Source organism: Streptomyces luteireticuli (assembly GCF_041519305.1).
Taxonomy (GTDB): Bacteria; Actinomycetota; Actinomycetes; order Streptomycetales; family Streptomycetaceae; genus Streptomyces; species Streptomyces luteireticuli.
Genome location: NZ_CP167927.1, coordinates 7,172,254 through 7,190,910 on the forward strand (window position 1 = coordinate 7,172,254; position 18,657 = coordinate 7,190,910).

Here is an 18,657-nt window from a genome sequence, read left to right on the forward strand (position 1 = left end):
GGGTCCTCGACGCCGGAACGATGAGGAGAGCCATGGTGCCCGAGTCCTTCTACCGCGACGCGGGGGACGGCCGATACGAGAGCACATCCGCGACCGCGGGTCCCTGGAGCCCGAAGGCGCAGCACGCGGGACCGCCGTCCGCCCTCCTCGGGCGGGCGCTGGAGCGGCACGAGGCGCGGGAGGGGTTCAGGGTGGCCCGGGTCACGCTGGAGATACCGGCCCCCGTGCCCGTCGGCGACCTCCGCGTGCGGGTGCGCACGGTCCGGGCGGGGCGGCGCACGGAACTCGTCGAGGGCGAGATCCTCGCCGAGGACCGGCCGGTCATGCTGGCCCGGGCCTGGCGGGTCCTCACCGCCCCCGGGGACACACCGGCGCTGCGCCCGGAGCCGTCGCCGCCCGCCCTGCCCGGTCCGCAGGGCCCGCCCGTGATGGCCGGGGCGCACCTCGACGGCTACATCGCGGCCATGGAGTGGCGCTTCGCGTCCGGGGCGTTCGACGAACCGGGGCCCGGGGCGGCGTGGGCCCGGCAGCGGATCCCGCTGGTCGAGGGCGAGGAGGACACCCCGCTGACGCGCGCCCTGACCCTCGCGGACAGCAACTGGGCCGTCGGCTTCGCCCTCGACCACGTGCGGCGGCTCGTCATCAACACCGACATCACGCTGGCCCTGCACCGGGACCCGGTCGGGGAGTGGCTCTGCCTGACTGCCGCCACCGCGGCGAGCCCGGGCGGGACGGGACTCGCCTCCGGCCGTCTCGACGACGCGTCGGGCGACTGCGGACGGATCCTGCAGACGCTGCTGGTCGCCGAACGGTGAGCAACGGCCCTATGGCCTGTCGGTAACCGTTCGTAACAAATGGGCGTCCACGCTCAACCGGACGGCCCGGGGGCGAGTCCTACCTCGCGTAGGCTTCCCGGCGTGCGCCCCGATGGCGCACGCCGGGCATCAAGTCGTCAACCGGGGAGGAACCGGCGTTGCACGTTCAGGAATGGCTCGAATCGGTGCCGGCGGTCGCCGTCTACCTCTTGGTGGGCGGGGTCATCGGACTGGAGAGCCTGGGCATCCCGCTTCCCGGTGAGATCGTCCTCGTCAGCGCCACGCTGATGGCCGCGAGCCAGGACCACATCAACCCGTACATCCTGGGCGCCTGCGCCATCGCGGGCGCCATCATCGGCGACTCCATCGGGTATCTCATCGGCCGCAAGGGCGGGCAGCCGCTGCTGGACTGGCTGGGCCGCAAATTCCCCAAGCACTTCGGCCCCCACCACGTGGCCACCGCCGAGCGGTCGTTCAAGAAGTGGGGCATGTGGGCCGTCTTCGTCGGCCGCTTCATCGCGCTGCTGCGCATCTTCGCCGGCCCGCTGGCCGGTGTGCTGAAGATGCCGTACTGGAAGTTCCTCATCGCCAACGTGCTCGGCGGCATCGTCTGGGCCGGCGGCACCGTCGCCGTCATCTACTCGGTCGGCAAGGTCGCCGAGAAGTGGCTGAAGCAGTTCTCCTACCTGGGTCTGGTCGCCGCCGTCCTCTTCGGCCTCGGCTCCTTCGTCGTCATGCGGATCAAGGCCAAGAAGGCGCAGAAGAACGCCCCGGCCGAGGACGCCGAGCAGCCCCAGCCGGCCATCGCCGAGTAGCGACCGCCCGCCGCCCGGGGTGTGATCTTCGCCCCACCCCGGGCGTCCCGCCCCCGCCGTCGCCTACCGTGCCCGTCAGGACGGGGGCCGCGGCGGCGACGAGGAGCAGATCATGACGGACGACCGGGCGTTGATCGCGGGCGTGGGCGGCAAGGAGCCGTCGGTCGACCCCGGCGCCTTCACCGCACCCACCTCCGTCGTCCTCGGCGACGTCACCCTCGCCGCCGGCACCGGCGTCTGGTACCACGCCGTCCTGCGCGGCGACGGCGGCCCGATCACCATCGGCGCCGACAGCAACATCCAGGACAACTGCACCGTCCATGTGGACCCCGGCTTCCCCGTCACCGTCGGCGAGCGGGTCACCGTCGGCCACAACGCCGTTCTGCACGGCTGCACCGTCGAGGACGACGTCCTCGTCGGCATGGGTGCCACGGTCCTCAACGGCGCCCGGATCGGCGCCGGTTCGCTCGTCGCGGCCCAGGCGCTGGTGCCGCAGGGCATGCAGGTCCCGCCGGGCTCCCTGGTGGCCGGGGTCCCGGCCAAGGTCCGGCGCGAGCTGACCGAGGAGGAGCGCGAGCACGTCCGCGCCAACGCCGCGGCGTACGTGGAGCTCGCGAAGACCCACCGGGAGACCTTCGGCGGCGGAACCGGCTGAACCGGCTGAACCGGCTGAACCGGCTGAACCGGCTGAAACAAGCCGAGTCGGCTGAACGACCTTGTGGCTGTACGCGACTTCGCCCCCGGGAACGCCCCGTCGACACCGTGAAGAACACGGGCCATACCGCGCAACTGGCGTTCCCGGGAAGGGCGTTCATAGGAACATGCCGCCGTTCGGGTCAATTCCTGCAAGATCTGTATATGCCGGACGGACGTTGCGGTGTCATACCACTGTCCATCGCGGATGACCGGATGATCCGGACACCCGCTCGTCGCCCCCGTCAAGGGAAGGCAGGACCATGGGCAGATTCCAGTTCGCAACGATCGCATCGGCCCTGACACTGGCGGTCTCCGGGGCCCTCACCGTGGCAGCCGGAACGGCGCAGGCGGATTCCGCCTACGACGACATCACCATGTACAAGCAGGAGAAGACGCAGTGGTGCTGGGACGCCTCCGGGGTGACCATCGCCGCGTACCAGGGCTACAGCACCACGCAGACCGACTTCTGCAACCGGGCCGCCAAACACGACCCGTATCTGAGCTGCAACAACCAGCCCGCCACCCTCGATGACATGGCCTATGCCTGGGGCGACCTGGGCATGAGCCACACCGGTTCGGACCTGTACCGCGCGGCATCCTTCAACGAGGTGCTCACGGAGGTCAACGCCGCCCGGCCCCTCGGGGCGCGCATCGGCTGGACCTCCGGCGGCGGCCACATGAACGTGATCTACGGCTATGACACGTCGGACAACACCATCGCCGTGGGCGACCCGTGGCCGGACACCAACACCTACACGTGGTGGAACTACAACGACTACGTGAGCAACAGCTCGTTCAAGTGGACCCATTCCCGCATCGGCATCTCCGGTTGAGGCAGGCGACATGCGCGAGCACAGAACATCCACCACGCGGCGGGCCGCTCTTCTCTCCCGCCTGACCGTCACCCTGGCCCTCGGCGCGTCCGCGCTGCTCCCGGCGGCCGCCCCGGCCCTCGCCGCCAAGGCCCCGGCCGACCTGCCGAACCTGCAGGCCGCCCTCGACACCCTGAAGTCGACCGCCACCCGCGAGGCGATCTGCCGCTTCCTGAGCGCGCCGGTGCCCCAGGGCGGGTCGAAGGGCCCGGTGACGCTTCCCGCCAAGGCCGACCCGTGCGAGGGCCTGCCCTCCTTCACCATCAAGGATCCCGTGGCGCTGAACGAGATCACACCGGAGTTCGCCGCCGGGACGGCACAGCCGGTCCTCGCCGAGGCGGTCAAGCTCACCTACGCGGTGGCCGCGGTGAGCGTCACCGGCGGGCGCACCGCCACCGTCCTGCTCGCCCCGACCGACACGACCGGCTGGCACCTGGCCGCCGTCCGCGAGGGCGACACCGACGCCGGTTTCGCGGGCAAGGCCGACGCGACGACGACGGTGTTCTCCGAGCCGCAGATCCACGGCTTCTACAAGGCCGGTCTGACCACCGTCGAACCGCTCAACGACGCGGCGAAGCAGGGCCTCAACGGTCAGTCCTCGGTGTCCCTCGCGGACTACCAGAAGCTGGTCAAGGCCCGCTACGCCGACAAGCAGCCGGGCTCGGACTACGCCACGAAGGGATACTCCAGCGGCTACCGGACGGACACCGGGAAGGGGACGTCGCAGTCCCCGGCGCCGCTGCTCGCGGCCGGGTCGGGCGCTGCGCTGGCCCTGGCCGGCGGAGTCGTCACGGTCCGTCGCCGCAGGCGGGTCCGGGCCGGCTGACCCGAGCGGACGCCGCGCCACCCGCACCTTCGTCCCCGGGGCCAGGCCCCCACTCCCTCCCGGGGGCGAAGGCCCGGTGCCCGGAGCGCCCCTGGGGCCAAGATCACAGCACCCGGCCCGGGGTGCTCCGGGCGCCGCCGATTACGGTGAGCGGGTGCCGAAGTACCGCAACACGTTCCCGTCCGGCGCCGTCGGGGCCCTCGTGGCCTGGCGGCGCCGGGCGCTCTCGCGCGCCGTCCACCGGGGCCGGCGGTGGGTCCGGGAGGCCGGCTCGGTGACCGCCGAGCGGCCCGGACCGTACCGCTTCCGCCGGATCGGGGCGCACACCCGGCTCGCCTTTCCGCAGGGCACGGTGTTCGGCGAGGAGTGGATCGAGCTCGGCGAGCACTGCATCGTCGGCGAACAGGTCACGCTCACCGCCGGGATGATGCCCGGGCACGACCTCGGCCCCGACCCCGTGCTGCGGCTGGGCAACGGCGTCGTCCTCGGCCGCGGCAGCCATGTGATCGCCACCCGGGAGGTCACCATCGGCGACGACGTCTTCTGCGGCCCCTACGTCTACATCACCAGCGACAACCACTCCTACGAGGACCCGCACCAGCCCATAGGCCGCCAGTGGCCGCGCAGTTCGCCGGTCTCGATCGGCTCCGGCAGCTGGCTGGGCGCCGGGGCGGTGATCCTGCCCGGGGCACGGCTGGGGCGCAACGTCGTGGTGGCGGCCGGGGCGGTCGTGCGCGGGGAGGTGCCGGACCATGCGGTGGTGGCGGGGGTCCCCGCCAAGGTCGTCCGCCGCTGGGACGCGACGGAGGGCTGGACGCCGCCGCTGCGGGACTAGGGGGTATCCGGCCCCTGCGCGATCGGCAGATGCCGCGGGCCGCGCAGGACCGGGCTGGTCCGGTACGGGGGCGGGTCCTCCAGCAGCCGGGGGCTGTCCAGGCGGTGCAGGAGCGTGGTGAGCGCGATCTGCGTCTCCAGGCGGGCGAGGGGCGCGCCGAAGCAGTTGTGGACGCCGCTGCCGAAGCCGAGGTGGATGTTGTCCGGCCGGGTGGGGTCGAAGCGGTCGGGGTCGGCGAAGCGCAGCGGGTCGCGGTTGCCGGAGGCGAGGACCAGGATCAGCGGCGTGCCCTTGGGGACGGTGACGCCGCCGACCTCGATGTCGGCGAGCGGGGTGCGCTGCGGCAGCATCTGCACCGGGGGCTCGTAGCGCAGCAGTTCCTCGACGGCGGCGGGCATCAACTCCGGGTGCGCGCGCAGCCGTTCCAGCTCCTCGGGGTGGCGCAGCAGGGTGAGCATGCCGTTGGTGATGAGGTTGACGGTGGTCTCGTGCCCGGCGATCATCAACAGGACCGTGGTGACCATCAGTTCCGTGTCGGTGAGGCGGCCGTCCGGGCCGTCGTCGCCCGCGAGGCCGGAGAGCATGTCGCCGGTCGGGTGCGCGCGCCGCTTCTCGGCCAGTCCGGCGAAGTACAGGCCCATGGCCTTGCGCGCCTCCTGGGCGGCGCGGCGGCGCGGGCCCGGGTCCTCGCCGGGGGTGAAGTCCAGGTTCGCGACGACGGTGTCCGCCCAGAGGTGCATCTGGTGGACGTCCTCGTCCGGTACGCCGAGCAGGTCGCAGATGACGGTGACGGGGAGCGGGAAGGCGAAGTCGTCGACGAGGTCGAGGCGTTCCTTCCCCTTGAGCCCGTCGGCGAGCTTCGCGGCGATCCGCGTCATGCCGTCGCGGAGCGCGTCGACGCGGCCGGGGGAGTGGGGCGGGCCGAACTGCCGCATGGCCAGGCGGCGCAGCCGGTCGTGCTCGGGGTCGTCGGTCCCGATGAAGGACGGCGGCAGCCCCGCGGGCAGCTGGAGGTCCGGGTCCTGCTCGGTGCGGTTGCGGAGGTCCGAGCTGATGCGCGGGTCGTGCAGCAGCGCGTTGATCTCGTGGTAGGTGCCGACCAGGTACTGGCCGTCCTCCTGCCGGGTCACCCCGTGTTCGCGCAGCTCGGCGTAGAGGGGGTACGGGTCGGCGCGGGCGGCCGGATCGGTGATCCGGCGGAAGAGGGTTTCCGGGGACATGCGGGCTCCTGCCTGCGGATCGGTCGGGCCTGCGGATCAGTCGGCACCGGCCGGTTCGCCGACGAGGACGGCCCGCACCGGGCAGGCCGTCGCGGCGCGCAGCACGTGCTCGCGCTGGTCGTCGGGGACCTCCGGGAGGTACATCAGGGCCTCGTCGCCGTGCAGTTCGAACACCTTCGGTGCCAGGAACACGCACTGGGCGTATCCCTGGCACCGGTTGAGATCCACCACGACCTGCATCCGGTCCGTTCCTCTCGTACGTCTGCTCCCTTCCTACGCCCCTCCGGCCGCGGGCGCGGGCGGTGCTGCTCCGTACGGGTCCGGGCCCGGCTCAGCCCGACGCGAGCAGCACCGTTCCCACCAGGGCCAGCCCCGCCCCCGACGCCTGCACCGTGCGCAGCTTCTCGTCGAGCACCCCGCGCGCGGTCAGCGCCGTCACCACCGGGTAGAGCGAGGCGAGCACGGCGGCGACGGTGACCGGGCCGTGGTGGGCCGCCAGGCTGTACGTCCCGTTCGCGGCGACGTCCGCGAGGCCGACGAACGCCAGCGCCGGCAGCGCCGCGCGGACCTCGGCGAGGCCGCCCTCCGGCAGCACCGCCGCGCCCCGGCGCGCGGAGACGAACAGCGCGCCGCCGCCCACGAGCACATTGCACAGCCGCTGCACGAACAGGGCGAGGAACAGCCCGGTCAGGTTGTGCGAGGCCTCGGCGATCAGCACCATCACCGTGCCGAACCCGGCCGCCGCGCCGAGGGTGAGCAGCAGCGACTCGCGGCCGACGGAGCCGCCCCCGGGGCCGCTGGCCAGGACCACTCCGGCCACCGCCACCGCGATGCCCGCGACCTGGAGGAACCCCGGGCGTTCCCCGAGCACCAGCCCCACGCCGATCGGCACCAGCACCCCGCCGAGCGCCCCGAGCGGGGCGACCACGCCCATCGGGCCGAGCGCGAGCGCGCAGTAGAAGGCGAGCATCGCGGCGGGACCCACGACGCCGGCGGCCACGGCGTACCACAGCTGCGGGCCCAGCTCCGACCAGCCGCCCGTGGCGAGGACGACCGTGCCGAGCGTCGCCACGGCCAGCAGCTGGGAGACGAGGACCACCGTCAGGGCCGGCATGCGCCGGGTGAGCAGCCCGCCGCCGAAGTCGGCCAGCCCCCAGAGGAGGCTGGTGGCCAGGGCGAAGACCGGTGTCATGGGGTGAACCTCGCAGTACAGTGTGATGGATGGCGGGGGAGGGCCCCACCATAGTTCACTGCACTGCACCGGATCGACCTATATCTTGGATGGAATGTGACGGACCTCGACCGGCTCACCCAGTCGCTCGCCCGTAACCTCAAGCGCTGGCGCGCCGAGCGGAACTTCACCCTCGACGCCCTCGCGGCCCGCTCCGGCGTCAGCCGCGGCATGATCATCCAGATCGAGCAGGCCCGGACGAACCCCAGCGTCGGCACCACGGTGAAGCTCGCCGACGCCCTCGGCATCAGCATCACCACGCTCCTCGACCAGGAGCAGACCGAGCCCGTCCGCCTCGTCCCCGGGGACCAGGCGGTGCGGATGTGGTCCACGGACACCGGCAGCCACAACCTCCTCCTCGTCGGCGCCGAGGCTCCCGGTCCGCTGGAGCTGTGGGAGTGGCGGATCGCCCCCGGCGACAGCAGCGACTCGGATCCGCACCCGCCCGGGAGCGTGGAGATCGTGCGGGTGACGGCCGGCACGCTCACCCTGCTCGTGGACGGGCAGGAGTACGCCGTGCCCGCGGGCGGCGCGGCCACCTTCGACGCCGGGCTGGCCCACGGCTACCGCAACGACGGCACGGAACCGGTGGAGATGACGATGGTCGTCTCGGTCCCGCCCGCCCGCTGAGCCCGGTCCCGGTCGGTCAGGTTGACGGTCATGCCCACCGAACCGCCGGTCCCGATGGACGCCTTCGATGACGTACGGCCCGCCCTGGAGTACGTGCTCGTCGGCAGCGGCGGCCGGCGCGGCAAGCTCATCCTCCGGGCAAGGCCCTGGCCGAACTCCCGGGCGTCACGGTGCTGGAAGGACCGGCGGCCTGACCGTCCGGCCCAGGTCGAGCGAGAGGGCCGTCGAATGCTCGGTGAACCCGAGGCTCCGGTAGAGGCGTTCGGCGTCCGGCGTCGCGTGCAGATCGACGCGCGTGACACCGGACGCGGCGAACCAGTCCAGCAGCGCCTCCGTCGTCGCCCGGGCGAACCCCCGCCCCCGGTACCGGGGATCGGTGCTCACGGTGAAGACGAAGCCGAAGCGCCCGGTGGGATGCCCGGGCGCGGGCAGTCGCTGCTCGACCGTGCCCACCGCGCACGCCGCCAGGTGCGGGCCCTCGCCGTCCACGACGAACGCCCCCAGCCCCGCCCCCAGTTCCCGCGCCACGATCTCCTCGGCCGTGCGCTCCCACGCGCCCGGGGAGTCATGGCCGTCCATGGCGGCGAACATCAGCCGGCGCAGGCGCACTATCTCCGCCGCGTCCCCGGGCCCGGCGGTACGTGTCGTGATCATGGTCTCGACGTTAGTTGCCGGCCCCGCCCGCCGAGAAGGGGAAGCCGGGGCGCCTCGATGACCGGGCAGCGGTCCATGACCATCGTCAGCCCCGCCGCGCGCGTCCGGTCGTACGCCGCCTCGTCCACCACGCCCAGCTGGAACCAGACGGCCTTCGCGCCGACCGCCACCGCCTCGTCCGCGACGGCCCCGGCGAGCTCGGAGCGGACGAAGACGTCCACGACGTCGGCCGGGAACGGGACCTCGGCCAGCGACGCGTACCCCCGCTCGCCGAGGACCGTCTCCGCCCTCGGGTGCACCGGCACGATCCGCTTGCCGTGCCGCTGCAGCCAGGCCGCGACGTCGTACGCCGCGCGCCTCCGGTTGGCCGAGAGGCCGACCACCGCCCAGGTGTCGCCGCTCGCCTCGATGATCTTCCTGATGGTCCCCGGTTCCGCGTACATGCCCGCTCAACGGGCGGCCCGGCTCCGGGATTCCCGCTGGTCAACGTAGGGTGACGGGATGCAGGACGAATATCGCACGGTGGCCCGCGAAGGCGTCCACGAGATCGAGATCAGCAGGTCGCGCTTCCTCTGCGCGCTGGCGCCGGCCGCGACGGAGGAGGAGGCCCAGGCGTTCATCGCCCGCATCCGCGCGGAGCACCCCACCGCCCGGCACAACTGCTGGGCCTACGTCCTCGGCGCCGACGGCTCGGTGCAGCGGGCCAGCGACGACGGCGAGCCCGGCGGCACCGCCGGAGTGCCGATGCTCCAGATGCTGGTGCGCCGCGAGATGCGGTACACGGTGGCCGTCGTCACCCGCTACTTCGGCGGGATCAAGCTCGGCGCGGGCGGGCTGATCCGCGCCTACGGGGGAGTCGTCGGCGAGGCGCTCGACACCCTCGGCACGATCACCCGCCGCCGCTACCGGCTGGCCACCGTCACCGTCGACCACCAGCGCGCGGGCAAGCTGGAGAACGAACTCCGGGCGACGGGGCGGTCGGTGCGCGAGGTGACGTACGGGGCCGGGGTGCGGATCGAGATCGGCCTGCCCGACGCGGAGGTCGAGGACTTCCGCGCCTGGCTGGCGGACGCGACGGCCGGCACGGCCGGTTTCGAGCTCGGCGGGGAGGCGTACGGGGAGGTGTGACGGGCCGGGCGGGCATCACCGTCCGGGGCGGGTGCGAAAATGGTCGGCGCACGAGGCCCCGGTGTTCACGGGGCGGGACGAGAGACACCGACGGAGAGGCAAGGAATTGAGGTTCCTGCACACCTCGGACTGGCACCTCGGCCGGTCCTTCCACCGGGTGGACCTCCTCGGCGCCCAGCGCGCCTTCGTCGAGCACCTCGTGCGCACCGCGCGCGAGCACTCCGTGGACGCCGTCCTCGTCGCCGGTGACGTCTACGACCGGGCCGTCCCGCCGCTCGCCGCCGTCGAGCTCTTCGACGAGGCCCTGCACCGGCTCGCCGGCATCGGTGTGCCCACCGTGATGATCTCCGGCAACCACGACTCGGCCCGCCGCCTCGGCGTCGGCGCCGGGCTCATCGAACGGGCCGGGATACATCTGCGCACCGATCCGGCCGGCTGCGGTACCCCCGTCGTCCTCGCCGACGAGCACGGCGACGTCGCCTTCTACGGCCTGCCCTACCTCGAACCCGCGCTCGTCAAGGACACCCTCGGCGCCCGCGCCGCCGGTCACGCGGCCGTCCTGGAGGCCGCCATGGACCGGGTCCGCGCCGACCTCGCCGCACGGCCCCCCGGCACCCGCTCCGTCGTTCTCGCCCACGCCTTCGTCACCGGCGGGGCCGCCAGTGACAGCGAGCGCGACATCACCGTCGGCGGCGTCGCAGCCGTCCCGCCCGAGACCTTCGGCGGCGTCGACTACGCCGCCCTCGGCCACCTCCACGGCTGCCAGACGATCAACGACCGCGTCCGCTACTCCGGTTCGCCGCTCGCCTACTCCTTCTCCGAGGCCGACCACCGCAAGACGATGTGGCTCGTCGAGCTCGGAGCCGACGGCGGCGTCACCGCCGAGCGGGTCGACTGCCCGGTGCCCCGCCCCCTCGCCCGCCTCCGTGGCCGCCTCGACGAGCTGCTGGAGGACCCCGCCCTCGAACGGCACGAGGAGTCCTGGACCGAGGTCACCCTCACCGACTCCGTCCGCCCCCAGGAGCCCATGGCCCGGCTCGTCCGCCGCTTCCCGCACGTCCTGAGCCTGGTCTTCGAACCCGACCGGGCACCCGAGGACGCCCTCGCCTCCTACGCGCAGCGGCTGCGCGGCCGTTCCGACCAGCAGATCGCCGAGGACTTCGTCGCCCATGTCCGCGGCGGCCACGGACCCGACGAGCGCGAGCGGGCCGTGCTGACCGAGGCGCTCGACGCCGTCCGCGTGGAGCGGGCCGAGCGCGAGGGGGCGGGCCGATGAGGCTGCACCGGCTGGAGATCACCGCCTTCGGGCCCTTCGGCGGCACCCAGAAGATCGACTTCGACGATCTCTCCTCCGCCGGACTCTTCCTCCTCCACGGCCCCACCGGCGCGGGCAAGACCTCCGTCCTCGACGCCGTCTGCTACGCCCTCTACGGCGGGGTCCCCGGCGCCCGCCAGGGCAGCGGCAGCGGCGGCGGACTGCGCAGCGACCACGCCGCGCCCGACACCCTCACCGAGGTCGTCCTCGACCTCACCGTCGGCGGCCGCCGCCTGGAGATCACCCGCCGGCCCGAGCAGCTCCGCCCCAAGCGGCGCGGCACCGGCTCCACCCGGGAGCGCGCGTACAGCGCCCTGCGCGAGCACCGCGACGGCGAGTGGCAGGGACTCAGCCGCTCCCACCAGGAGATCGGCGAGGAGATCACCCAGCTGCTGGGGATGAGCCGCGAACAGTTCTGCCAGGTCGTCCTGTTGCCGCAGGGCGACTTCGCGCGCTTCCTGCGCGCCGAGGACACCGCGCGCGCCAAGCTGCTCGGCCGGCTCTTCGACACCGGCCGCTTCGCCGCCGTCGAGGAGCGCCTCGCGCAGCTGCGGCGCGCCGCCGAGGCGCGCGTGCGCACCGGCGACGAGCGGCTGCTCGCGCTCGGCCACCGCATGGGGCAGGCCGCGGACGACCCCGCGCTGCCGGAGCCCGGCACGCCGGCCATCCCGGTTCAGCGGTCCGCCGCGCCGCTGGCCCCCGGCGACCCCGGTCTCACCGAAGCCGTCCTGGAATGGGCCGCGTTGGCCCGCTCCGCCGCCCGCGAGCGCCGCGACATCGCCGCCGTCGCGCTCCGCGCCGCCGAGGAGCGGCACGAGGACGCGGTCCGGCGCGCCGCCGCCATCGCCGAACGCGCCCGTCTCCAGCGGCAGTACGCCGACGCCCGGCGCGCCGCGGACGAACTGGCCGCGAGCGCCGCCGAGTTCGACGCCCTGCGGGCCCGCCTGGAGCGCGCCGGGGCCGCCGCCGCGGTCGCCCCCGCGCTGGAGCTGCGCGACGGCGCCGACCGCGACCACGCCGCGGCCGCCGGGGACGAGCGCGCCGCCCGCGCCCGGCTCCCCCGCGAGCTCCACGAGGCCGGTGCCGAGCAGCTGTCGGCCCTGGAGCGCACCCACCGCGAGGAGCTCGGCTCCCTGGCCGCCGCCCGCCGCGCCGAGCGGCGCGCCGCCGCCGTCGCCGACGAGATCGCGGCCCTGGACCGCCAGGCCCGCTCCGACGGGCACGCCCTCGACGAGGACGCCGCCTGGCTCGACGCCTGGCCCGCCCTGCGCGACGGCCACCGGCGCCGGGTCGAGGCGGCCCAGGAGGCGGCCGCCCACGCCGAACGGCTCGCCGACCGCGTCGGCCCGGCGCGGGAGCGCCTGGACGCCGCGCGCCGCCGCGACACCCTGACCCGCGACGCCGATGCCGCCGCCGACGCGCTGGCCCGCGCCCGCGACGGGGCTGCCACCGCGCGCGAGCACTGGCTCGACACCAAGGAGCGCCGGCTGCGCGGCATCGCCGCCGAACTCGCCGCCGCCCTGCGGCCCGGCGAGTCCTGCGCCGTCTGCGGCTCCACCGAGCACCCCGCCCCCGCCCGCGCCGACGCCGGCCAGGTGGACCGTGCCGCCGAGGAGGCCGCCGAGGCCGCGTACCAGCGCGCCGACGCCGCCCGCGAGGCGGCCGACCGGCGCCTCCGCCCGCTGCGCGAGGCCCTCGCCGTCGCCACGGCCGCCGCCGGCGACACCCCGACCGCCGAACTGGCCGCAGATACGGACGAGTTGGAGCGCTCCGCCGCGCTCGCCCGCAGGGCCGCCGCCGACGCCCCCGCCGCACTCGCCGCCCTGGCGGAGGCCGAGCGCGAGTACGAACGCCGCGCCGCCGACCTCCAGGAGACCCGGCTGCGCGTCGCCGCCCGCGCCTCCCGCCGCGAGGACATCGAACGCGAACAGGGGTCACTGCGGGAGGAGTTGGAGCAGGCACGGGACGGCGCCGAGTCCGTCGCCCACCGCGCCGGTCTCCTGGAGCGGCGCGCCGGACTGCTGGCCGACGCCGCCCGGGCGGCCCGCGCCGCCGACGACGCGGCCGCCCGCCTGAAGGAGGCCGACGCCCGCCTGGCCGACGCGGCCTACCGGGCCGGCTTCGCCACGCCCGCCCTCGCCGCCGAAGCCCTCCTCGACGAGACCGCTCAACGCGCCCTGCGCGCACGGCTGGAGGCCCGCCGCGACGAGGAGGCCGCCGTCGCCGCCGCGCTCGCCGACCCCGACGCCGCCGACGCGGCCGCCCTGCCGCCCGCCGACCCGGAGGCCGCCCGTTCCGTGGCCGATGCCGCAACGCTCCATCTGCGCACCGCCTCCGCCCGCGACGCCGACGCCCGCGGCCGCTGCGAGGCCCTCGACCGGCTCTCCGCCGAGGCCGCCGCCGGCGCCCGCCGCCTCGCCCCGCTGCGCGCGGAGTACCACCGTGTGGCCGCGCTCGCCTCGCTCGCCGCCGGCACCTCCGTCCACAACGAACGGAAGATGCGCCTGGAGTCCTACGTCCTCGCAGCCCGCCTCGAACAGGTCGCCGCCGCCGCGACCGTCCGCCTGCACCGCATGTCCGGCGGCCGCTACACCCTCGTCCACTCCGACGCCCGCAGCGCCGGCGGCGGCCGCTCCGGCCTCGGCCTGCACGTCGTCGACGCCTGGACCGGACGCGAGCGCGACACCGCCACCCTCTCCGGCGGCGAGACCTTCTTCGCGTCCCTCGCGCTCGCCCTCGGCCTCGCCGACGTCGTCACCGACGAGGCGGGCGGCATGCGGCTGGACACCCTCTTCATCGACGAGGGCTTCGGCAGCCTGGACGAGCAGACCCTCGACGAGGTCCTCGACGTCCTCGACTCCCTGCGCGAACGCGACCGCACGGTCGGCATCGTCAGCCACGTCCCCGACCTGCGCCGCCGCATCCCGGCCCAACTCCGCGTCGTCAAGGACCCGTCGGGCTCGTCCGTCCGCCGGCGGACGGCGTCCGTCAGCCCCGACTGACCGCCCGCCGCGGCAGCGGGGAGGAGTACACGACGCTGGTGGTCACCGCCCCCAGCGCCCCGATCCGCCCGGCGACCTCCTCCAGGTGCCGCATCGACCGCGCCGCGACCTTCAGCACGAAGCAGTCGTCCCCGGTGACGTGGTGCGCCTCCAGCACCTCGGGCGTGGTGTCGAGGAGGTCGTGGAAGGGCTTGTAGTTCCCGTTGGGGTAGCGGAGCCGGACGAAGGCGAGGACGGGGAGCCCGAGCCGCTCGGGATTCACGACGGCCGCGTACCCCTCGATCACCCCCGCCTCCTCCAGCCGCCGCACCCGCTCGGTCACGGCGCTGGGGGACATGTTCACGATGCGGGCCAACTCGGCGTATCCGACGCGGCCGTTGGCCTGGAGGGCGTCGAGTATGTGCCAGTCGGTGGCGTCCGGGGAATGATCGGTCATGGGCGCTGTCTAACAGGGGAACACCCGGCAGATCAAGGGTTTCGCCGTGGGAAAACGTGCTGGGCGTCATCGATGTGCCCGGCCCGGGCCGGTTCGGCCCGCAGCGCAGGAGCCGTTCCACCGCCGGCCGGTGGCTACAGCTCGTCGTGCTTGTAGTGGCTTCCCGACGTCGACCCTCCGTCGAGCAGGTGCACGTCCGGCTGCTGGGGCAGCGCCGGCCTGGCGTTGGCGAGGTCGGTGCGGTTGGCCACGGCCAACAGGCGTCGCAGCTGATCGAGTTCGGTGACCTGGAGGTTGCCGATGCGGACGGGGTTGGTCACCGGCTGCCGGTTGCCCAGTTCGGCGAGTACCCGGGACAGGGCGCCCCAGTTGTTCTCCATGTCCAGGACGGCGGCATTCGGCTGCGTTCCCTCGTACCACCTCAGGTCCCGGGAACCGCCACGGCGCGGCGGTTCCGCCGAGGCGGCTCCGCTGATGGACTGGGCGATCCCGTTGAAGCGGGCGGCTTCGCTGACCATTTGGACCAGGACGGTCATGGCGTGGGCGCGGTCGCGGGTCGATGCGTTGTCCCGGGCCAGCGTGCGGACGGCGTCCTCCATCGCGGGCTGTCCGAGGCGGATCCCGCCGCGCCCCTGCCCGGCCGCGCCGGCGAGTTCGATATAGCTGCCGCCGAAGCCCGCGTCGGCGTATCCCGCGGGGCGGGGTGCGTGGTCGTCCTGGAGCCAGTAGCTCTGGTTTTGGGTGCGCCAGCCCACCACGTAGAGGTTGTCGGGCCGGATCATGAGGTCGATCGCCGCGGCGTCGGTGTTCCCGCCGGGGCTCAGCCGGACGGCGAGCGGATTCCGGTCCGCTCTGGTCCGGCGGATGCCGGAGCTGTCGGTGACGGTGCCGCGGGGTATCTCCTCGCTCACGGCATCCCGTACCTGGTTGACGAACGCCATGTACTGGTACGGGGTGTTGCTGCCGATGTCGGAGAACGTCACCTGCGGATCGGGGGCGAGGGACCGCTCGGCCCTCCGGTGCCCGGCGTCGTCCGAGACCTGGGCCGTCTGGTCCGCCGCCGACGGCGCGGCCCAGGCTGTCGGGACCGCAGCCGCCGAACCGAAGCCGGCTGCCAGGGCGGCGGTGGCGACAACGGTTCGCCAGGTACGTCGGTGAGTCGGGCCATGGTGCGTCATTGCTTCTCCTTTCGCGCACGTTCGGATGTTTCCGGGATGCCGAACGCTGCGGTGCAAGGATTTCTTTTCAGGAGAAACCGCACAATCCACCGAAGGGCATGGCCGTTGTTCACCGGGGACGACACGCTGTCGTCCCCGGTGAACGACGACCGCGCTTTTCAGGCCCGGCCCCGTGCCCGGCCGTACTCCGCCTGATCGCCGGTCAGTTCGTGGTCCCGGTGTCCTCGAAGTAGGAGTCCAGCACGGTGTCCAGTTCCGCCGCCCACTGCTTGGGCAGACTCCGGTTGGGCGCTTCGACGTCGGCGTCGTAGCTGCGACGCCTGGTGGTGTGGACGGTGACGGTGAACCGACGGCCGAACCGCGGGATGCCCGTCTCCACCGCGCCGATCTCCGCCCAGCCGAACTCGGCCGTCTCGTCGTCCAGCCGGAACGTGACGCCGGTGCTGTCGACGGTGATCGAACCACGCCGGTCGGACACCTCGAAGACCGGGCCGTCGGCCACCGGCTGCGGCTCCTCCTCGGCGGCAGCCTCCTCCGTTTCCGCTTCCGCCTTCGGTTCCGGTTCCGGTTCCGGTTCGGCGTGAGTATCCGGCACGGCGTCCGCCGCTACCGGGGGAGACTCCTCCACCTCGGCGGGGCGTGGCGGAGGCAGGCCGGGGATGAACGCCGGATCGGTCCCGGCGGCGTGTACGGGCGGGCTGTTCTGACCTGTGCGGTGCTCCACGGCGGCAGTATGGCCGATGAAGCTGTGCGAGCGGCAGCCGGGCCGGATCCGCAAGGCTGTGACCCCGCCCCTCGCCCCGATCCCCCTCCGAGAGGAACAGACGCTCATGGCCCAGCAGGCCCCGGTCATCGTTTCGAGCGAGTCGCCCTTCGCCAGGGACGTCTTCACCAAGCGGCATCCGGCGCTGATCGAACGGCTGCTGGAGGCCTGGCCTTTCGGCCCCGAGCAGCGCCGGGCGCTGTCCGTGCTCGTGGAGGAGAACGTCCACGGTGTGATCCGGCCGCTTCCGGAAGGCGCCGCCGACGCCCCGCTCTGGCGCGACCGGGGGAACGGCCTGTACGGCCGCCCATGGACGGAGGTGCCGTTCCTGTGGGCGGAGTCGTTCTTCTACCGACGCCTCCTGGAGGCCACCGGATACCTCAGGCCCGGGCCATGGCTGGGCGTCGATCCGTTCGCCCCTTTCAAGCAGGCCGAACTCGCCGGTGAGGCGGTATCGGCGGAGATCGCCGCGCTCGATGACGTCGTCGAACTGGCCGAGGAGGAACAGGGCCAGGCCCTGCTGCTGTCCAGCCTCTGGGGCAACCGTGCCGACCTGGGCTTCCAGATCACCGCGGGGCAGGGGATCGAAGCCTCAGGTCTGGTGGCCGACGACAGCGCACGCCTGTGGGAGCTGCTCCGGTCCGGGGCCGGCGGAACGGTTGCCGTGGTCGCCGACAACGCAGGCGGTGAGATGGTCGCGGACCTGGCCCTCGTCGATCATCTCCTCGCGCACGGTCTGGCCGACGAGGTCGTGCTGCACGTGAAGCCGTCGCCGTACTACGTCTCCGACGCCACGCTCGCGGACGTCGCCGACTGCCTGCGCGCGCTCCTGCGCGGCAAGGGCGAGGCCCGGGCCGCGGGGGAACGGTTGCGGGAGGCAGCCGCATTCGGGCGGTTGCGTGTGCGTGCGGACTCCTTCTTCTGCGCACCGTTCGACTACACCGCCCTGCCGGAAGCACTGCGGCAGGAGTTCGCATCGGCCGTGGTGACGATCCTGAAGGGCGACCTGAACTACCGTCGGCTGGTCGGCGACCGCTGGTGGGCCCCGACGACCCCGTTCGCCGCGGTCACCGGCCACTTCCCGGGCCGGATCGCGGCACTGCGCACGCTGAAGTCCGACGTCGTCGTCGGCCTCGGGACGGGAACTCTCGCGGAGCTCGACTCGACGCCGGACTGGCGGACTTCCGGCACGTACGCCGTAGTACAGGTCCGCCCGTGAAACGGCTGGCTGCTCAGCCGTGCGGCCGAAGTCGGGCCGGCATGCGCCGTGCGGCCTGCCGGACGAGGCAGGCGACCAGCGGGAGCGGGCCGACGCGCATCACGAGGAGGAAGGCGCCACCGGGGCCGATGCGTTCCCGGAAGAAGGCGTCGAGGCGTTCGTCCGTGCTGGCGGGGGGTTCGGCGTAGAGGCGGTCGGCGAGGCTGCGCAGGGCGTCGTCGATGACCAGCGTCCGCGGGTCGAACGAGTCCGCATGGCCGAGGTGGGCCGCGGCCTCTTCGCCGATCTGCTGGATCTTCGGGGGCACGGGCCGCCCGGGCTGCGGGAAGACACGCTGTGGGCCGAAGTGTTTGGTGAAGCCTGCATGGATGGCCGGGTTCTGGGTGCGCAGTACGAGATAGGTGGGACGCAGGGGATTGCGCAGGAGGATCTCGTACGTGAGGAAACTCTGCTGGAGCCGGGCCGCGAGCCTGTCGCGGCGGTACTCGGGGAGAACGCCGGCCACATCGAGATAGACGACGCGGCGCCCGGCGAACCGATGACGCTGGTAGCAGCCCCAGCCGACGATCTCCCCGTCGGGGGCGAGAATGAGGGAGAGGGCGGCGATCTGGTCGAAGAAGCGGTTCTCCTTGCGCGCCTTCCAGTAGGGGGCGTGGTCGGTGCCGAAGGCGCGTCCGGCGACATCGGTGAGCAGCCCGTACACGCGGTCGCGGCAGCTCGGGGAGAGCCGGTGCGGCGTGGTCCACGTCACCAGGCGGTATGCGGAGCGGACGCGCCGCACTTTGGGGGAGGCCGAGAACGCCGCCACATCGGTTTCGTGCAACTGTGCCGGACCCAATGCCAGTTACCTTTCGCTCCGCAGGAATTGCCGTTGTGTGGATACGGCTTGATCGTTCCGGGTCCGTCGGCGCGGTGCATCCGGAAAAACCCGCAGTGTCGTTGCGGTTCGGCCGCAGCGTCGGGGCGTCCGGGCCAGGTCAACCGGCCTGAACCGGACTTTGTTCACGTCACCGGAGAGGGGA

The 18,657-nt window shown here is 73.4% G+C and carries 20 protein-coding genes; 11 read left to right on the top strand and 9 right to left on the bottom strand.

Features of this window, described 5'->3' with window-relative positions; genetic code table 11:
* Nucleotides 1–32 precede the first annotated feature (32 nt).
* From AB8735_RS32210 to AB8735_RS32235, 6 genes are all read left to right on the top strand, one after another.
* Nucleotides 33–815 (top strand): thioesterase family protein, encoded by a 783-nt coding sequence (locus AB8735_RS32210; RefSeq protein WP_372411174.1) that lies wholly within the window; start codon nt 33–35, stop codon nt 813–815.
* Nucleotides 816–973: 158 nt separating this feature from the next.
* The gene (locus AB8735_RS32215) at nt 974–1,630 is read left to right on the top strand and encodes a DedA family protein (RefSeq protein ID WP_372411175.1); all 657 of its coding nucleotides are present in this window, start codon (nt 974–976) and stop codon (nt 1,628–1,630) included.
* Between the two features lie 112 nt (nt 1,631–1,742).
* On the top strand, nt 1,743–2,285 hold the full coding sequence (locus tag AB8735_RS32220) for a gamma carbonic anhydrase family protein (protein WP_372411176.1): 543 nt from the start codon (nt 1,743–1,745) through the stop codon (nt 2,283–2,285).
* Nucleotides 2,286–2,586: 301 nt separating this feature from the next.
* Nucleotides 2,587–3,159: a papain-like cysteine protease family protein gene (locus AB8735_RS32225; RefSeq protein ID WP_344023563.1), complete on the top strand. Its 573-nt coding sequence runs from the start codon at nt 2,587–2,589 to the stop codon at nt 3,157–3,159.
* Nucleotides 3,160–3,169: 10 nt separating this feature from the next.
* Nucleotides 3,170–4,024 (top strand): hypothetical protein, encoded by an 855-nt coding sequence (locus tag AB8735_RS32230; protein WP_372411179.1) that lies wholly within the window; start codon nt 3,170–3,172, stop codon nt 4,022–4,024.
* Between the two features lie 154 nt (nt 4,025–4,178).
* Nucleotides 4,179–4,859 carry a DapH/DapD/GlmU-related protein gene (locus tag AB8735_RS32235; RefSeq protein WP_372411181.1) on the top strand — a complete coding sequence of 227 codons (681 nt, stop codon included), beginning with the start codon at nt 4,179–4,181 and terminating at the stop codon, nt 4,857–4,859.
* Here the strand turns inward: AB8735_RS32235 and AB8735_RS32240 are convergent.
* The 3 genes from AB8735_RS32240 to AB8735_RS32250 form a co-directional block, all read right to left on the bottom strand.
* Nucleotides 4,856–6,079, bottom strand: a complete 1,224-nt coding sequence (locus AB8735_RS32240; RefSeq protein ID WP_372411182.1) for a cytochrome P450 — start codon at nt 6,077–6,079, stop codon at nt 4,856–4,858. The genes AB8735_RS32235 and AB8735_RS32240 overlap by 4 nt on opposite strands.
* Before the next feature lie 36 nt (nt 6,080–6,115).
* Entirely contained in the window at nt 6,116–6,319 is a 204-nt protein-coding gene (locus tag AB8735_RS32245; RefSeq protein ID WP_344023571.1) for a ferredoxin, read from the bottom strand.
* A gap of 91 nt (nt 6,320–6,410) precedes the next feature.
* Nucleotides 6,411–7,271 carry an EamA family transporter gene (locus AB8735_RS32250; RefSeq protein ID WP_372411184.1) on the bottom strand — a complete coding sequence of 287 codons (861 nt, stop codon included), beginning with the start codon at nt 7,269–7,271 and terminating at the stop codon, nt 6,411–6,413.
* A 96-nt stretch (nt 7,272–7,367) separates the two neighbouring features.
* Between AB8735_RS32250 and AB8735_RS32255 the strand changes: the two genes are divergently transcribed.
* On the top strand, nt 7,368–7,940 hold the full coding sequence (locus AB8735_RS32255; RefSeq protein ID WP_372411185.1) for a helix-turn-helix domain-containing protein: 573 nt from the start codon (nt 7,368–7,370) through the stop codon (nt 7,938–7,940).
* 165 nt (nt 7,941–8,105) lie between these two features.
* Here the strand turns inward: AB8735_RS32255 and AB8735_RS32260 are convergent, their stop codons facing one another.
* Nucleotides 8,106–8,594: a GNAT family N-acetyltransferase gene (locus AB8735_RS32260; RefSeq protein WP_372411187.1), complete on the bottom strand. Its 489-nt coding sequence runs from the start codon at nt 8,592–8,594 to the stop codon at nt 8,106–8,108.
* Nucleotides 8,591–9,037: a CoA-binding protein gene (locus AB8735_RS32265; RefSeq protein ID WP_372411188.1), complete on the bottom strand. Its 447-nt coding sequence runs from the start codon at nt 9,035–9,037 to the stop codon at nt 8,591–8,593. Before AB8735_RS32265 ends, AB8735_RS32260 begins: the two co-directional genes overlap by 4 nt.
* A 58-nt stretch (nt 9,038–9,095) precedes the next feature.
* Here AB8735_RS32265 and AB8735_RS32270 point away from each other — a divergent pair, with 58 nt between their 5' ends.
* From AB8735_RS32270 to AB8735_RS32280, 3 genes are all read left to right on the top strand, one after another.
* Nucleotides 9,096–9,722 (top strand): YigZ family protein, encoded by a 627-nt coding sequence (locus AB8735_RS32270; protein WP_344023581.1) that lies wholly within the window; start codon nt 9,096–9,098, stop codon nt 9,720–9,722.
* A 106-nt stretch (nt 9,723–9,828) separates the two neighbouring features.
* Nucleotides 9,829–10,998 (top strand): exonuclease SbcCD subunit D, encoded by a 1,170-nt coding sequence (locus AB8735_RS32275; RefSeq protein ID WP_372411189.1) that lies wholly within the window; start codon nt 9,829–9,831, stop codon nt 10,996–10,998.
* Nucleotides 10,995–14,039 carry an AAA family ATPase gene (locus tag AB8735_RS32280; protein WP_372411191.1) on the top strand — a complete coding sequence of 1,015 codons (3,045 nt, stop codon included), beginning with the start codon at nt 10,995–10,997 and terminating at the stop codon, nt 14,037–14,039. Before AB8735_RS32275 ends, AB8735_RS32280 begins: the two co-directional genes overlap by 4 nt.
* On the opposite strand, the gene AB8735_RS32285 is transcribed toward AB8735_RS32280, so the two are convergent.
* The 3 genes from AB8735_RS32285 to AB8735_RS32295 form a co-directional block, all read right to left on the bottom strand.
* On the bottom strand, nt 14,026–14,475 hold the full coding sequence (locus AB8735_RS32285; RefSeq protein ID WP_372411192.1) for an Lrp/AsnC family transcriptional regulator: 450 nt from the start codon (nt 14,473–14,475) through the stop codon (nt 14,026–14,028). The two genes, AB8735_RS32280 and AB8735_RS32285, sit on opposite strands and share 14 nt — an antisense overlap.
* A 134-nt stretch (nt 14,476–14,609) precedes the next feature.
* Nucleotides 14,610–15,653 carry a ribosome-inactivating family protein gene (locus AB8735_RS32290; protein WP_372411193.1) on the bottom strand — a complete coding sequence of 348 codons (1,044 nt, stop codon included), beginning with the start codon at nt 15,651–15,653 and terminating at the stop codon, nt 14,610–14,612.
* A gap of 202 nt (nt 15,654–15,855) precedes the next feature.
* Complete coding sequence (locus tag AB8735_RS32295) at nt 15,856–16,377, bottom strand: hypothetical protein (RefSeq protein WP_372411195.1); 522 nt, start codon at nt 16,375–16,377, stop codon at nt 15,856–15,858.
* Between the two features lie 106 nt (nt 16,378–16,483).
* Here AB8735_RS32295 and AB8735_RS32300 point away from each other — a divergent pair, with 106 nt between their 5' ends.
* Nucleotides 16,484–17,635 carry a damage-control phosphatase ARMT1 family protein gene (locus AB8735_RS32300; RefSeq protein ID WP_372411196.1) on the top strand — a complete coding sequence of 384 codons (1,152 nt, stop codon included), beginning with the start codon at nt 16,484–16,486 and terminating at the stop codon, nt 17,633–17,635.
* Nucleotides 17,636–17,648: 13 nt separating this feature from the next.
* Here AB8735_RS32300 and AB8735_RS32305 read toward each other — a convergent pair whose 3' ends face one another.
* On the bottom strand, nt 17,649–18,443 hold the full coding sequence (locus AB8735_RS32305) for a GNAT family N-acetyltransferase (protein ID WP_372411197.1): 795 nt from the start codon (nt 18,441–18,443) through the stop codon (nt 17,649–17,651).
* Nucleotides 18,444–18,657: the final 214 nt, after the last annotated feature.

Coding starts and splice junctions, on each gene's coding strand:
- AB8735_RS32260 (WP_372411187.1), bottom strand. CDS start 8,594: ATGATCACGACACGTACCGCCGGGCCCGGGGACGCGGCGGAGATAGTG.
- AB8735_RS32220 (WP_372411176.1), top strand. CDS start 1,743: ATGACGGACGACCGGGCGTTGATCGCGGGCGTGGGCGGCAAGGAGCCG.
- AB8735_RS32210 (WP_372411174.1), top strand. CDS start 33: ATGGTGCCCGAGTCCTTCTACCGCGACGCGGGGGACGGCCGATACGAG.
- AB8735_RS32250 (WP_372411184.1), bottom strand. CDS start 7,271: ATGACACCGGTCTTCGCCCTGGCCACCAGCCTCCTCTGGGGGCTGGCC.
- AB8735_RS32280 (WP_372411191.1), top strand. CDS start 10,995: ATGAGGCTGCACCGGCTGGAGATCACCGCCTTCGGGCCCTTCGGCGGC.
- AB8735_RS32270 (WP_344023581.1), top strand. CDS start 9,096: ATGCAGGACGAATATCGCACGGTGGCCCGCGAAGGCGTCCACGAGATC.
- AB8735_RS32265 (WP_372411188.1), bottom strand. CDS start 9,037: ATGTACGCGGAACCGGGGACCATCAGGAAGATCATCGAGGCGAGCGGC.
- AB8735_RS32225 (WP_344023563.1), top strand. CDS start 2,587: ATGGGCAGATTCCAGTTCGCAACGATCGCATCGGCCCTGACACTGGCG.
- AB8735_RS32290 (WP_372411193.1), bottom strand. CDS start 15,653: ATGACGCACCATGGCCCGACTCACCGACGTACCTGGCGAACCGTTGTC.
- AB8735_RS32240 (WP_372411182.1), bottom strand. CDS start 6,079: ATGTCCCCGGAAACCCTCTTCCGCCGGATCACCGATCCGGCCGCCCGC.
- AB8735_RS32245 (WP_344023571.1), bottom strand. CDS start 6,319: ATGCAGGTCGTGGTGGATCTCAACCGGTGCCAGGGATACGCCCAGTGC.
- AB8735_RS32300 (WP_372411196.1), top strand. CDS start 16,484: ATGGCCCAGCAGGCCCCGGTCATCGTTTCGAGCGAGTCGCCCTTCGCC.
- AB8735_RS32285 (WP_372411192.1), bottom strand. CDS start 14,475: ATGACCGATCATTCCCCGGACGCCACCGACTGGCACATACTCGACGCC.
- AB8735_RS32230 (WP_372411179.1), top strand. CDS start 3,170: ATGCGCGAGCACAGAACATCCACCACGCGGCGGGCCGCTCTTCTCTCC.